The following is a 13,935-nucleotide window of genomic DNA, read 5'->3' as shown; positions in this document are numbered from 1 at the left end:
GGTCCCACCACGGGGGCGGGCGGCTCACGCGAACACGTGATGTGCCGCCCGCGACCGGGCGGCACGCTGAAACCCAGTGCCCCCACCACAGGTGAGAAGCAAGGAGCAAAGACATGACCCCTCCACTTCACGTCAACGAGGAGGTCCGTGCCGCGCAGGCCGACGGGCGTCCTGTCGTGGCCCTGGAGTCCTCGCTCATCGCTCACGGCCCCGACTACCCGCTCAACGTCGAGATCGCCCAGGCCATCGAGTCGGCCGTACGGGAGGCCGGTGCCGTACCCGCCACCATCGGGATCATCGACGGGGAGTTCGTCGTCGGAATGGACGACAAGCAGATCGACCTCTTCGGACGCTCGGACCACATCGCCAAGGTCAGCAGCCGTGACCTCGGCCTCGCGCTCGCCCGCGGCGCCCACGGGGCCACGACCGTGGCCTCGACCATCGTGATCGCCCGGCTCGCCGGTATCCCGGTCTTCTCGACCGCGGGGATCGGAGGCGTCCACCGCGACGCCCAGCGCACATTCGACATCTCCGCGGACCTGCTCCAGTTCACCCGGACCAGGGTGGTGGTCGTCTGCGCGGGTGCCAAGAGCATCCTCGACCTGCCGCTGACGGTCGAGTACCTGGAGACCGCGGGGGTCCCGCTCCTGGGATACCGGTACGACGAGTTCCCCGCCTTCTACGCCCGCTCATCGGGGATCCCCGTCACCAGGGTGGACGACATGGAAACGGTCGCCCGCGCGGCCCGCCTGCACTGGGACCTCAACGGGGACGGAACGGTGCTGCTCACCGCGCCGATCCCCGAGGAGGAAGCCCTCGACCCCCAGGAGATCGACACCGCCGTCACCGAGGCGCTGGCCGAGGCGGAGCGGACGGGTGTGACCGGCAACGCCCTCAGCCCCTTCCTCATGAAGGCCGTGGTGAAGGCGACCGGCGGACGCAGTGGAAGGGCCACCAAGGCCGTCCTGGTCAGCAACGCCCGACTCTCCGGGCAGCTGGCCGTCGCCATGAGCGCGCAGGAGGCGGGAGCGTGAGCGCACGAGCGGTCATCTTCGACCTGGACGGAACACTGGTCGACAGCCCCGCGGCCATCACCCGGATCACGGGCGACCTCCTGCGGGAGATGGGGCACGAACTCCCCGACGCCGAGATCCGCGCGACCGTCGGCAAGCCTTTGGAGCAGAACCTGGCCCGACTGATGGGCCTCGAACCCGAGCACCCCGACATCGTCAAGGCCAAGACCCTGTACCGCGAGCGGTTCGGCGCCTACGTGCGGGAAAGGCGAGGGGATCTCCTCTACCCCGGCGTCCGCGAAGGACTGGACCGGCTGCGTGGGCGGGGCACGCGGACCGCGGTGGCCACGTCCAAGACCCTGGACGGGGCACGCAAGACCGTCCGCGCCACGGACATCGCCGACCTGATCGAGGCCCTGGTGGGCGACGACATGGTGGCCACGGGAAAACCCGACCCGGAGATGGCCCTGCACGCCGCCGGGCTGCTCGACACCGACCCGGAACGGTGCACCGTAGTCGGAGACACCGTCGGTGACATTCGCATGGGCCGGGCGGCGGGCATGGCCACCATCGGGGTGACCTACGGGGTTGGCGAGGAAGCCGAACTCCTGGCCTCCGGCGCCGGGGACATCGCGGACTCCTTCGCCGAGGTCGTCGACCTCCTACTCCGGGAGAACCCATGAATCGCACCGCCGACCACGCTGAGACCGAGGCGTCCTCAAGGGCCGCCGTCGTCCGGATGGCCTATGGGTACATGGGCTCGCAGATCATCAGGACGGCGGTCGAACTGCGCCTGCCCGACCTCCTTCGCGACAAGCATCGCGACATCGACGACCTGGCGGGGGCCACCGGCACGCACACCCCCTCGCTCCGCAGACTCGTGCGGGCGCTGGTCACCCTGGAACTCCTCTCCGAGCCCGAGCCGGGACGCTTCGGGCTGGCGCCCCTGGGGCGCTTCCTGACCGAGGATCGGGACCACTCGCTGCGTATGATCTCCAGACTCTTCACCGGTGGAGAGTTCTGGGACTCATGGCTGCACCTGACCCACAGCATCGAGACCGGCCGGGCGGCCTTCGACGAGGTGCACGGGTCGTCCTTCTACGACTACGTGGGCGCCCACCCCGACTACGCCGCGCTCTTCGGCGGTGCCATGGCCGAGAACGCCCGGTTCGAGGCCCCGCGCATCGCCGCCGCCCACGGCTTCGGCGACTACCGGACCATCGTCGACGTCGGCGGCGGCGACGGGACCCTGCTCAGCCGCATCCTGTCGGAGAACCCCCGGGCGCGAGGGGTGGTACTCGAAACGCCTCAGGTCGCCGAGCAGGCCCGCGCCCTCATCGAGGAACGCGGACTGAGCGGTCGCTGCGAGGTGGTCGAGGGAGACTTCTTCGAGGGAGTGCCGCCGGGAGCGGACGCCTACCTGCTCAAGAGCGTGGTGCACAACTGGAGCGAGGAGTCCTGTGTACGGATCCTCCGCAACTGCCGCTCCGCGATGGGCCAGGGAAGTCGCCTGCTCCTGGTCGAACCGGTCCTGTCCGAACGCGCGGACCCCGGCGCGGAGATGGCCTTGGAGAGCGCGCTGAGCGACCTGAACATGCTGGTTCTGACCGCCGGAGGCGTCGAACGTACCCTCGCGGACTTCACCGTGCTCCTGGAGGCCTCCGGTCTCCGGTTGCGTACGGTCTCCGACCGGGTCGCCGGAACCGATTTCCGCGTGATCGAGGCCGACCCCGTCTGATCACCGATCCGGGAGGGCGCCGACCGCGTACACGTACCGGGACGAGAAGAGACCGATGGCGGGGGCGTCCCCCGAGAACAGTGCGGTCCGCGTGGGCGGTCGCTCGGCAACCGACCACGCGGGCCGACTCGTGGGCGCCCCACGGGACGAAGACGTCGACGGCGGGGCCTCACCCGACGGGCTTGCGCGAGTGCACCAGGGAGAAGAGGTCCTTGGGGTCCTCCGGGTCGGCCACCAGGTCGATGAACGTCTGCAGTTCCGTCCCGGTGGTGGAGTCCCGCAGGAATCGCAGCGCGGAGAAGTCGGCGATGGCGAAGCCGACCGAGTCGAAGACGGTGATCTCCTCCTCGTCGCGGCGTCCGCCCTCCGCGCCGGTGAGCACCCGCCAGAACTCGACGACGGGGAAGTCCGGCTCCATCTGCTGGATCTCCCCCTCGACGCGGGTCTGCTCGGTGTACTCCACGAACACCCGTGCCCGACGGAGGATCTCGGCGTCCAGTTCGGTCTTGCCCGGGCAGTCGCCGCCCACCGCGTTGACGTGCGCACCGGGTCGGACCTGCTCGGAGCCCAGAACCGTGTTCCGGGCCTTGTCGGCCGTGCAGGTGGTGATGATGTCCGCTCCGGCCACGGCCTCGTCGGTGGAGGAGGTCTCGGTCACCCGGAAGCCCAGGGGCTCCAGGTTGCGGCGCAGCTTCCCGACGGCGGCGGGGTCCACGTCGAAGACGCGCAGGTCCTCGATGCCCAGAGCGGCCCGGAAGGCCAGTGCCTGGAACTCCGCCTGGGAGCCGGCGCCGATCATGGCCATGCGCCGCGCGTCCGTGCGGGCCAGGGCCTTGGCGGTCATGGCCGAGGTCGCGGCGGTACGCAGCGCGGTCAACAGGGTCATCTCGGCGAGGAAGGTCGGATAGCCGTTGTCCACGTCGGCCAGGACCCCGAAGGCGGTGACCGTCTGGAATCCGCGGGCGGGGTTGAAGGGGTGGCCGTTGACGTATTTGAACGCGTAGGTCTCGTGGTCGGAGGTCGGCATCAGTTCGATGACGCCGAAGGGAGTGTGGTTGGCGATTCGGGGGACTTTGTCGAATCGCTCCCAACGTTGGAAATCCTCCTCCAGATAACCGATCATTCCGGACATGATGCGTTCGACGCCTTCATGCTGGATCCATTTGGACATGTTCTCGACGTCGACGAACTGCGTCATTCATGGCTCCTCGCGCAGGTTGAGGGGGTGGAGAGGTGATTGTGGATGTGATTCAGAGTAGTGATCTCGATGTGCGAATATAAGAGAAGAAATGCGCAAATTCAGCGGGCGGGTGTGTCAGATCGACAAGTAAGACCTAGCATTATGCTCATGGCTCGCCTCACGGATCTCGATCGTCGTCTCATCTCCGCGCTGCGCAAGGACGGGCGCGCGCCCGTGGCCGCGCTCGCCGAGCAACTGGGCGTCTCGCGGGCCACGGTGACCAACAGGATCGAGAGGCTCAAGGCCCAGGGCGTGATCGTGGGGTTCGGCGTGCGGGTGCGCGACCACCACGAGACGGGGGAGGTGCGGGCGATCTCGTTCATCGAAGTGGTGGGGCGGACCACCGACCACGTGATCGCCGAGTTGCGAGGATTCCCCGAGATCATGGCGTTGCACACCACCAACGGCGGGTGGGACCTGGTCGCGGAGATCTCCTGCGAGAACCTCCAGGGCTTCGACGAGTTGCTGCGCCGGATGCGCGGGATCGACGGTGTGGTCAACAGCGAGACGAGTCTGCTGCTCAGTTCGGTGGTCCGCTGATCGCAGGCGCGCCGACCGTGTACCGGTCACGGGCCGCGATTCCTTCGCCGACGCGTGCGCGGTGGTCGGGGCCGAAGCCGAGGGCCCGGACGTGCTCCGGGGCCTGCGGCTCGAAGGTGATCGGCCGGCCGTCCGCGACCGGGCCGGGTACCCGCGCGTTCTCCGATCCCGACGTTCGAGTGCCCTGCGACGACTCCTTGACAGCGACTCCCACCGGATCGATAGTTGCATATACGGCTAACGCAACGGATATACGGATGATGCGCCGAAGGTGGGGGAGACGACGTGGATCTGGATCCAGGGACGGGGGCCGGACCGCTGGCCGGTGTGCGGGTCGCGGAGATCTCCAGCGTGGTGATGGCGCCGATGGCCGGCAGGCTGCTGGCCAAACTGGGCGCGACCGTCGTCAAGGTGGAACCTCCCCGCGGAGACGTGGTGCGGCACATCGGCGCACGCGTCGCACCCGGGATGAGCGGTGCGGCCCACTCCCTGGGCGATGGCAAGTACAACATCGCGATCGACACGGGCACCGAGGAGGGCCTGGCGGAACTTCGCGGGATCCTGGGGTCGGCGGACATCATCGTGACCAACCACCTGCCGGCTCGACGCCGAAGATTCGGCCTGGACTGGGAGTCCGTGCGAGCGCTCAACCCGCGGGCGATCCTGTGCACCGCGCAGGGCTATGCCGGTGACTCGGCCATGGCCGATACACCCGCCTACGACGACACCGTCCAGGCGGCTTCCGGGGTGTGCGACATCTACGCCAAGTCCGAGGGCCGGCCGCGCTATGCCCCCTACGTGATGGCGGACAAGGTCTGTGCCCTGACCATCGTCTACTCCGTCCTGGCGGCGCTGCACCATCGGGACACGCACGGGCGGGGCCAATGGGTGGACGTCCCCATGGTGGACGTGATGGTCGACTTCAACCTCGCCGAGCAGCTCAACGACTTCTCCTTCATCCCGCCTCGGGGCCCCGCGGGCTGGCACAGGACGTTGGCGCCCGGCCGCAGACCACATCGATGCGTGGACGGTTGGATCTGCGTCCTTCCGTACTCGGACCGCAATTGGAGTGACTTCCTCCGGATCGCCGGGGTGGAGGGCGACGCCGAGAACGTTCCGTTCGCCACCAACCAGGAACGGAACGAGGGCATGGAGGACGTGCAGGCCATCATCGCCGACTACGCGGCCGAGCGGACCACACGGGAGATCCTCGACGAATGCGGGGCGGCGGGGGTCCCCGTGCAACCGGTCAGGACCCTCGAATCCCTGGTGGAGGACGACTACCTGAGGGAGCGGGGGACCGTTCAGCGGACTCGGCATCCCCTGGGGCACTCCTATCTCCGGACGACGCCGAACATCTCCTTCTCCGACTCTCCCCTGCGGCCCGTGCGGCCGGCCACGTCGATCGACGCCGACCGTGAGGAGGTGACGCGGCGGTGGTAGGCAGGCATCGCACCGTCAGCCGGGTGGTGGGGATCCTCGAACACGTCGTTCGGAGCGAGCGCGGGGCGAGCCTCCAAGAGTTGGTGGAGGAGTCGCGCTCACCCCGCTCCTCCATCTACGACTTCGTCCGAGGGCTCGTCGACGAGGGCTACCTGGTGGAGGTTCCCGAGGGCGGTAGGTACGTCCTGGGGCTCGGCGCGCACGCGCTGCTCGCCTCGCGCTCGACCTCCGTCGTCGAACTCGTCGAACCGGTCATGCGCGAACTGGCCCGCGGCACCGGGGAGACCGTGACACTGGCCGTTCCGGTGGGATCGGAACTCTCCTACGTGCACACCGTGCCCTCCCGACATCCCATCGCCTATTCCCCCGTGCTGCGCACACGCAGGAGCCTGTGGCCCTCCAGCTCCGGAAAGATCTTCCTCGCCTATGACGCTCCGGGGGTCGATGTCACCGAGGCGCCGGGCCACACGGATGTCCCGGGTGAAGTGGTCGAGGTCGAGATCGCGCTGACCACACGGCGCGGATACGCGACCAACATCGGAGAGTCCGTCACCGACGTGGCGGCCGTGGCCGTCGGGGTCGTGGTGGCCGGCAACGTGGTGGCCGCCCTGTCCGTCGCCGGCCCCCGTGCACGCATCGAAGAACACCTTGAGCGGGCCGCCGGGTCGGCGAACCTGCTGCTCGCCGACCACGGCCTGGGGATCCCCCGATGAGCGGCCACACGGGTCACCCGCGGTCGTGGACGCGCTGTCCGCCGAGCCGGGTCTCCTCGACCTCGCCCTGGGAGATCTCCTCCTGCGGGTTCTCCTCGACCGTGGGCGCCTTGACCAGCGTCTCGGGCAGGTACCAGATGCCGACCACACCGATGAGGCTCAGCACGACCAGGTAGCCCGCCACCAGCCACGGGGTTCCTCCACCCACCGCCACCAGCCAGGTGGCCACCATGGGTGCGGTGCCCGCCGCGACGGCCGCGGGGAGCTCTCGGGAGAGCGCGATCCCGCTCCAGCGCATACGGGTGGGGAAGATCTCGGCGATCATCGCCGCGGAGACACCGATGGTGGCTCCCTGGATGACCGCGAGACCGAGGATGAGCCCCAGGGCCACGAGGAGGGAGTTCTCCGTCTGGTAAAGCATGAACATGGGGAAGGCGAAGACGACACCGAAGATGGCCGCCCCCATGAGGAGGGGCTTGCGACCGATCCGGTCCGCCAGGGCTCCCGCGGCCAGGGTCGCCGGGATGGTGAGCAGCATGGCCACGAGCAGGCCGATCAGCGTGTGCGTGGAGTCCACGTTCAAGGTCCCGGTGGTGTACGAGACGGCGAAGGTCTGCACGATGTAGACCCAGGGGAGCGTGAAGACGAAGAGGGCCATGCCCGCCAGGAGGAAGCGCCAGTGTCCGCGCACCGCCTCCACGATGGGCGCGGTGCTGACGTCGTCGTTCTCCTCGGTGGCCTTGAAGGCCGCGGTCTCCGTCACCCGGAACCGGAAGTACAGCGCGATGGCGATGATCACCACGCTGGCCAGGAACGGCAGGCGCCAGCCCCAGGCCAGGAACACCTCATCGGACATCAGCCAGGTCAGGACGGCGAAGGTGCTGGTGGCCAGGGCCATCCCCACGTAGACGGAGGCACCCGGGAAACCGGCGGTGAAGGCACGTCTTCCCGTCGCCGAGGACTCGCTGGCCATGGTCATGGCCCCGGCGAACTCCGCGCCCGCCCCGGCTCCCTGGAAGATCCTGAGGACGATCAGCAGGATCGGAGCCCACAGGCCGATCGACTCGTAGGTGGGCAGGACACCGATGAGCGTCGTGGCGCTGCCCATGATCACCAGGGTGACCAGCAGCGTTCCCTTGCGTCCGAGCTTGTCGCCGTAGTGGGAGAGCAGCAGACCACCCAGGGGACGGGCCATGAAGCCCACGGCGAAGGTGGCGAAGGCACCGAGGGTACCGGCCAGATCGCTCCCACCGAAGAAGAGCGGGGCGAAGACCAGCGCCGCGGCCAGGCCGTACAGCGTGAAGTCGTACCACTCGATGACGGTACCCACGGAGCTGCCGATGACGGCCCTGCGCCGCTGTTGACGCGAGTCGAGACCGGCGCGGTCGATGTCGTGCGAGACGGCCATACCACTCTCCCTTGTGATTGTCGTGCGACCGGGCAGGGCGCACGGAGCGATGGCGAGGGCGCTTGAGCCCCATCGGGCCACCAACCAAATTAGTGGCGGCTGTCACATCCGTGATATGTGTCTTCCCTACGTTGATCGGCTCGATTTATGAGTCTTCATCCCATCCTGATGTGGCACCGCGGAGGTGTTCGTGGAGAACCCGGCACAGACCGATCGGTCTCGCGGAGAGCAGCCCTTGTCCAGGGACGAGGCCGTGTCGATGCTCGTCACCTCCATCACCGACACCCATCACGGGAACGCGGACGAGGCGTTGCGGGCCCTGTCCCACCTCGGGTTGGACGAGCCCACCGGGCGGGACCTCTCCGAGAGGATCACCAGGCACAGACGTGAACTGGCGCGCCTGCGTCGCCGGGAGCACGAGTTGGGTGCGCTGTTCTCCAGCGCCCGTGAACTCGCCGCCGAGCGGGACGGGGACGTGCTGCTGGAGAAGATCGTCGACCGCGCCCACCAGATGATGGGCAGCGACCTCACCTACCTGTCCGAATACGACCCGCGGACCCGTGAACTGTTCGTTCGCCATACGATCGGCTCCGTCTCGTCGGACTTCCAGGCGCTTCGGGTGCCCCCGGGCAAGGGGCTGGCCAGCCTCGTGGTGGAACGCGGGTCCGGGGGCTCGGTGCCCAGGTACGCGGACTTCGAGGCGGACCGCAGAGAGGCCGGGATCGACACGGCGGTGCGGGCGGAGGGCATCGTCTCCATGCTCGGCGTTCCCATGCTGGCGGACGACGAGGCCCTCGGGGTGCTCTTCGTCGCCACCCGAGAGGAACACGAGTTCACCCCCGAGGACACCGCGCTGCTGACCGCGCTGGCCGACCACGGTTCGGTGGTCCTGCAGACCGCCCGGACACTGCGCAGCCTCCAACGCGCCGAGGACGAGTCCCGTCGGGCGCTCTCGCGACTGACCGAACACATGATCCAGCGGGACAGGGCCCACAGCGTGCACCGGAAGCTGGTGGAGGCCGTCCTGACCGGCGGTGACTTCGGCACGGTGGCGACCACCCTGTCCGAGGAGCTCGCCAGGCCCGTGGCGCTGTACGACCAGGCGGGCAATCCCCTGGCCGAGGCGGGGGAGGGGTTGACCGAGGTCGACATACCCCAGGACGAGGAGATGGTCCGGGCGCTGCGCCGCAGCACCGAGTCGGGGCGCCTCGTCCAGCTCGTGGACGAGGGGCCCGTGGAGGGCGTGGTGGTGTTCGCGGCCGGGGAGCGGCACCTGGGCACGGTCCTCCTCGGCCGGGGCGGTTTCCCCCTCACCGACGTGGACGCCCGCACCGTCGAACGAGCGGCGCAGGTGTGCGCGTTGCTGCTGCTCTCACAGGAGGCCGTGGCCGAGACGGAGTACCGCGTGCACAGCGAACTCATCGCCGACCTGCTCTCGGCGGACGAGGAACGGCGCCAGGACGCCATCGCCCGGGGCAGGCAACGGGGCATGGAGACCGTGGACCTCACCTCGCTCTTGGCGCTGTCCGTCCCGACCGGGCAGCGCGGTCGCGCCGTGCGGCTCGCGGCGTCGCTGGCCCCCACACCGTCGCTGGCGGGGGAGCACCAAGGGCTCGTCGTCGTCCTGGGCAGGCCCGGGCTGGAGAGCAGGGCCGAGGAGATCCGAAGCGGGGTCGCCCAACACATCGAGGGCGGGGTGCTCGGCGTGATCCCGCCCGAGGGGGAACAGGGCGTCCAGTTCCCCCTCGTGAAGAAGACCGTGCGCCTGTTGGAGGCGCTCAGGGTCTCCGACGTCCTCGCCGAAACGAGCGACTACATCCCCTACGCGGCCATCTTCGACACCGACGCCCCCGGGATGACGCACTTCCTCCACCGGTCCCTGGGGGAGGTCAAGCGGTACGACGCCGAACGGGGAACGGAACTGCTCCGTACCCTGAGGGCCTTCGTCCACCACGGGGCCGGTCCGACCCGGACCGCGCGCGCCCTCAACTTCCACGTCAACACGATCCTCCAGCGACTGGAACGGCTGGACCGGATCCTCGGTGACGGATGGCGGGAGGACGAGAACTACTTCCGGATCTCCCTGGCGGTGCGCATGGACGAACTGCGGGAGCGATTCACCGGGGGAGCCGCATGAGGTCGGCATAGACTCTCGATACAGTGATTCGCGCTTTTCATGTATTGCAGAACCATGCTGCGCGGCACGGGGCGACCATATTCTCGCCACTGAGTGTGAGAAGGAGGCCCGGCGACCCGTCGGGCGCCGTGCGCCAGGAGGTGGATTCTTGCCCGTCAACAGTCGTATCCCAGGGCTCCGGGAACTCAGTGTTCAGGAGCGCCGTACCCGGGTCACCGAGGATTCCGGAGTGGACGCCGAGGTCTTCGAGCCCCAGGGCGGCCTCGTCTTCGAGCAGGCCGACCAGATGATCGAGAACGCCGTCGGAGTCTTCGGCGTTCCGTTGGGGATCGCGACCAACCTGACCGTCAACGGCCGCGACCACCTCGTCCCCATGGCCATCGAGGAGCCGAGCGTGGTGGCCGCGGCGTCCAACGCGGCCCGGATGGCCCGAGGACTCGGCGGGTTGAGGGCCTCCACCTCCGGTCCGGTGATGATCTCCCAGGTCCAGCTCGTGGACGTGCCCAACCCGGAGGAGGCCCGGTTCAGGATCCTGGAGGTCGAGGAGGAGATCCTCGCCCAGGCCAACGAGCAGGACCCCGTCCTGGTGGAGTTGGGCGGCGGGGCCCGCTCCGTGGAGGTCCGCATGGTCCCCACGGCCTCGGGGACCCACCTCATCGTGCACCTGATCGTGGACGTCCGCGACGCGATGGGGGCCAACGCCGTCAACACGATGGCCGAGGCGCTGGCTCCCCGCCTGGCCGAGCTCTCCGGTGGCAGGTCGCTGCTGCGCATCCTCAGCAACAAGGCCGACCGACGACTCGTGCGGGTGCGCGGTGAGTTCGACGCCGAACTGCTGGGCGGCTCCCAGGTGGTCGACGACATCGTTCTGGCCAGTGACTTCGCCTCCGCGGACCCCTACCGGGCCGCGACGCACAACAAGGGCATCATGAACGGCATCTCCGCCGTCGTGCTCGCCACCGGGAACGACACCCGCGCGGTCGAGGCCGGATGCCACTCCCACGCGGTCAGGGACGGCCGCTACACGGCGCTCTCGCGCTTCGAGAGGAACACGGCCGGGAACCTGGTGGGCACACTGGAGGTGCCCCTGGCCGTGGGTCTGGTCGGTGGCGCCACACGAGCGCACCCCACCGCCAGGGCCGCGATCAGGATCCTGGGGGTCGACTCCGCCGTGGAACTGGGCGAGGTCATCGCCGCGGTGGGGCTCGTACAGAACCTGGCCGCCTGCCGGGCCCTGGCCGCGGAGGGGATCCAGCGCGGACACATGGCCCTGCACGCCCGCACCCTCGCGGCCACCGCCGGCGCGGAGGGACAGGAGGTCTCGAAGGTGGCCGCACGACTGGTCGAGGCCGGACGCATCCGGCAGGAGTACGCGCGCGAGGTACTGGATGAGTTGCGGGGAACCTCCGCCTGACCCGTGCGGGAGACGTCCACTGAGGGCGAGCCTCGGCCCGGACCCGCACACAGCCCGACGACAGGGAGTGAGATCGCTATGAACGACACGCAGGAGATCATCCGTCAGTTGGGCGGTGGAGACGGAGCGCTCGACGGGATCGTGGTGCTGGACCTGTCGCGGGTGCTGGCCGGGCCCTACGCCGCCCAGATCCTCGCCGACATGGGAGCCACGGTCATCAAGATCGAGAATCCCAACGATCCCGACGTCTCCCGCGGTTTCCCCCCGTACCTGACCGCTTCGGGAGCCGTCGAGGGCGATGAGGGGGTCGAGGACGCCGACACGGAGGAGTTCAGCGGCTACTACGGCCAGTACAACCGGGGCAAGCTCGGCCTGACCATCGACCTCTCGGGCGAGCAGGGCAAGAAGGTCCTCAAGGACCTCGTGGCCAAGGCGGACGTGCTGCTGGAGAACTTCCGGCCAGGCACCATGGAGAAGCTCGGTGTGGGCTACGAGGTGCTCAAGGAGATCAACCCGGCGCTCGTGTACACGGCCATCTCCGGCTACGGGCACACGGGTTCCCGTAGCCGTCGACCGGCCTTCGACAGTACGGCCCAGGCGGCCGGTGGCCTGTGGTCCATGAACGGGTACCCCGGAACGGCCCCGGTCCGGGTGGGCACCACGATCGGAGACCTCTCGGCCGCGCTCTTCGCCGTCATCGGCACCCTGGCCGCGATCCGGCACGTGGAGCGTGGCGGGGTCGGGCAGAAGGTCGACATCGCCCAGGTGGACAGCATCATCGCCCTCACCGAGACGGCCGTGGTCGATTACACCGTCAACGGCAAGGTCGCCGAACCGGCCGGCAACGAGCACGCGTGGGTGCGCCCCTACGGACTCTTCGACTGCGCCGACGGCCAGGTGTTCTTCGCCGGGTACACGGACAAGCTGTGGCGGGTCACCTGCGAGTTGTTCGGTACGCCCGAGGCCGCCGAGGACCCGGAGATCGACACCATGCGCAAACGCTTCGACGAGGAGGTCTACGACAGGAAGGTCAAACCGCTGATCGACTCCTGGTTCCAGGGCCGTACCCAGGCCGAACTGGAGGAACTGGCCGGAGACGTCGTTCCGCTGACCGCGCTGCGCACCGTCGCCGACGTCGTCGAGGACCCCGGTACGGCCGAGCGGGACATGATCGTGGAGGCCGACTACGGAGACCTGGGTCGGCTGAGGATGTTCGGTCAGCCGATCAAGCTGAGCGAGACCCCCGCCGAAACGGAGAGGACGGCCAACCGGCTCGGTGAGCACACCGACCGGGTGCTGTCCGTCGTCGCCGGTTACTCCCCGGAGGAGATCGCCGTGCTGAAGAAGAGCAGAACCGTCTGATGGGCGACGGTGAGGTGAGGCGTATCCAGCACATGGACCTCGCGCCGGCGGAGAACTACCGGGGCACCTTCGCCCCCGGGCTCCCCGGGCTTTCTCTGGGCGATCCGCTGCCCCCGGGGTGGGAGGGGCTGTACTTCCCCTTCTCCTCCACCATGGACGGGCTCCGCCCCGATGGCACGCCGAGCGACGACGTGCTGCCCGAGATCGATCTGCCACGCAGGATGTACGCCGGTGAGGACACCGTCTTCCACCGCCCGATCCGGCTGGGCGACACCGTCGAACAGCGGGTGCGGGCCGGACGCGTCACGGAGAAGAGCGGCAGGAACGGAAGGCTCGTCTTCGCCGACATCGAGCGATGGTACTTCGTGGACGGAGAACCGGCCATCGAGAGCACCTGGCACGACGTGTTCCTGGGGGAGGGCGCCCCACCGGCGCCACCGCGCGAGGTGGAGGAGGTGGGGGAGCGGTCCTACCGGCACACACCGGACTCCCGGAGCCTCTTCCGCTTCTCGGCGATCACCTTCAACACGCATCGCGTGCACTACGACCGGGACTGGGCCCGGCGGGAAGAGGGACTGGCGGACCTGCTCGTGCACGGTCCGCTCACCCGGCTGCTGATGCTGGACGCCGTCATGGGTCACGACGGGGATGGTGGAGGCCCCGGAAGGACACCCGCCCGCTACTCGTTCACCGCGACCGCACCGCTCTTCGTGGACCGCGAGATCACGTTGGGTGTGACGGATGGCAAGGACGAGGCCCGGGTGGTGGCGGTGGACGACCACGGGCACCTCGCGGCCAAGGCCACCGTCCACTGGTAGGGGGAAGGTCGAACGGCACCTGGGAAGCCCCGTGGCGGGGGTGTCCCAGGTGCCGTCGTGTCGACTCGGTTCAGGGTTCGGTCAGGTGGGCCGTCCGCTCCCGGACACG

At 68.8% G+C, this 13,935-nt stretch carries 13 protein-coding genes; 10 read left to right on the top strand and 3 right to left on the bottom strand.

The annotated features are described in order from the left end of the window. Nucleotides 1–113 precede the first annotated feature (113 nt). From ACWGKS_RS09490 to ACWGKS_RS09480, 3 genes are read left to right on the top strand one after another with little or no spacing between them, the layout of a single operon-like run. A complete protein-coding gene (locus ACWGKS_RS09490; protein ID WP_358512539.1) occupies nucleotides 114–1,034 on the top strand; it encodes a pseudouridine-5'-phosphate glycosidase in 921 nt (306 codons plus the stop codon). Beyond that, nucleotides 1,031–1,696 (top strand): HAD family hydrolase, encoded by a 666-nt coding sequence (locus ACWGKS_RS09485; RefSeq protein WP_358512536.1) that lies wholly within the window; start codon nucleotides 1,031–1,033, stop codon nucleotides 1,694–1,696. The genes ACWGKS_RS09490 and ACWGKS_RS09485 overlap by 4 nt, the downstream gene beginning before the upstream one ends. Next, complete coding sequence (locus ACWGKS_RS09480; RefSeq protein ID WP_358512533.1) at nucleotides 1,693–2,751, top strand: methyltransferase; 1,059 nt, start codon at nucleotides 1,693–1,695, stop codon at nucleotides 2,749–2,751. Before ACWGKS_RS09485 ends, ACWGKS_RS09480 begins: the two co-directional genes overlap by 4 nt. Nucleotides 2,752–2,920: 169 nt before the next feature. On the opposite strand, the gene ACWGKS_RS09475 is transcribed toward ACWGKS_RS09480, so the two are convergent. Further along, nucleotides 2,921–3,949, bottom strand: a complete 1,029-nt coding sequence (locus ACWGKS_RS09475) for an ornithine cyclodeaminase (RefSeq protein WP_452522282.1) — start codon at nucleotides 3,947–3,949, stop codon at nucleotides 2,921–2,923. Between the two features lie 150 nt (nucleotides 3,950–4,099). On the opposite strand from ACWGKS_RS09475, the gene ACWGKS_RS09470 reads away from it, so the two are divergent. Further along, nucleotides 4,100–4,531 (top strand): Lrp/AsnC family transcriptional regulator, encoded by a 432-nt coding sequence (locus ACWGKS_RS09470; protein WP_358512527.1) that lies wholly within the window; start codon nucleotides 4,100–4,102, stop codon nucleotides 4,529–4,531. On the opposite strand, the gene ACWGKS_RS09465 is transcribed toward ACWGKS_RS09470, so the two are convergent. Next, nucleotides 4,512–4,745 (bottom strand): hypothetical protein, encoded by a 234-nt coding sequence (locus ACWGKS_RS09465; protein WP_358512524.1) that lies wholly within the window; start codon nucleotides 4,743–4,745, stop codon nucleotides 4,512–4,514. The two genes, ACWGKS_RS09470 and ACWGKS_RS09465, sit on opposite strands and share 20 nt — an antisense overlap. A 71-nt stretch (nucleotides 4,746–4,816) precedes the next feature. Between ACWGKS_RS09465 and ACWGKS_RS09460 the strand changes: the two genes are divergently transcribed. Next, entirely contained in the window at nucleotides 4,817–5,974 is a 1,158-nt protein-coding gene (locus ACWGKS_RS09460) for a CaiB/BaiF CoA transferase family protein (protein WP_358512521.1), read from the top strand. Next, nucleotides 5,968–6,687, top strand: a complete 720-nt coding sequence (locus tag ACWGKS_RS09455) for an IclR family transcriptional regulator (RefSeq protein ID WP_452522279.1) — start codon at nucleotides 5,968–5,970, stop codon at nucleotides 6,685–6,687. Before ACWGKS_RS09460 ends, ACWGKS_RS09455 begins: the two co-directional genes overlap by 7 nt. A gap of 13 nt (nucleotides 6,688–6,700) precedes the next feature. On the opposite strand, the gene ACWGKS_RS09450 is transcribed toward ACWGKS_RS09455, so the two are convergent. Continuing rightward, nucleotides 6,701–8,095, bottom strand: a complete 1,395-nt coding sequence (locus tag ACWGKS_RS09450; RefSeq protein ID WP_358512515.1) for an MFS transporter — start codon at nucleotides 8,093–8,095, stop codon at nucleotides 6,701–6,703. A 235-nt stretch (nucleotides 8,096–8,330) separates the two neighbouring features. On the opposite strand from ACWGKS_RS09450, the gene ACWGKS_RS09445 reads away from it, so the two are divergent. The 4 genes from ACWGKS_RS09445 (at nucleotide 8,331) to ACWGKS_RS09430 (ending at nucleotide 13,826) form a co-directional block, all read left to right on the top strand. Further along, on the top strand, nucleotides 8,331–10,232 hold the full coding sequence (locus ACWGKS_RS09445; RefSeq protein WP_358512512.1) for a helix-turn-helix domain-containing protein: 1,902 nt from the start codon (nucleotides 8,331–8,333) through the stop codon (nucleotides 10,230–10,232). Between the two features lie 148 nt (nucleotides 10,233–10,380). After that, nucleotides 10,381–11,646 (top strand): hydroxymethylglutaryl-CoA reductase, degradative, encoded by a 1,266-nt coding sequence (locus ACWGKS_RS09440; protein WP_358512509.1) that lies wholly within the window; start codon nucleotides 10,381–10,383, stop codon nucleotides 11,644–11,646. A 78-nt stretch (nucleotides 11,647–11,724) separates the two neighbouring features. Further along, the gene (locus ACWGKS_RS09435; protein WP_452522276.1) at nucleotides 11,725–13,008 is read left to right on the top strand and encodes a CaiB/BaiF CoA transferase family protein; all 1,284 of its coding nucleotides are present in this window, start codon (nucleotides 11,725–11,727) and stop codon (nucleotides 13,006–13,008) included. Next, entirely contained in the window at nucleotides 13,008–13,826 is an 819-nt protein-coding gene (locus tag ACWGKS_RS09430; protein ID WP_358512503.1) for an FAS1-like dehydratase domain-containing protein, read from the top strand. Before ACWGKS_RS09435 ends, ACWGKS_RS09430 begins: the two co-directional genes overlap by 1 nt. The last annotated feature ends 109 nt before the right edge of the window (nucleotides 13,827–13,935 follow it).

It is taken from the genome of Nocardiopsis sp. NPDC055879 (genome assembly GCF_053615935.1).
Note: the sequence above shows the minus strand (reverse complement) of the source record. Positions and strands in the feature narration are given on the sequence as shown.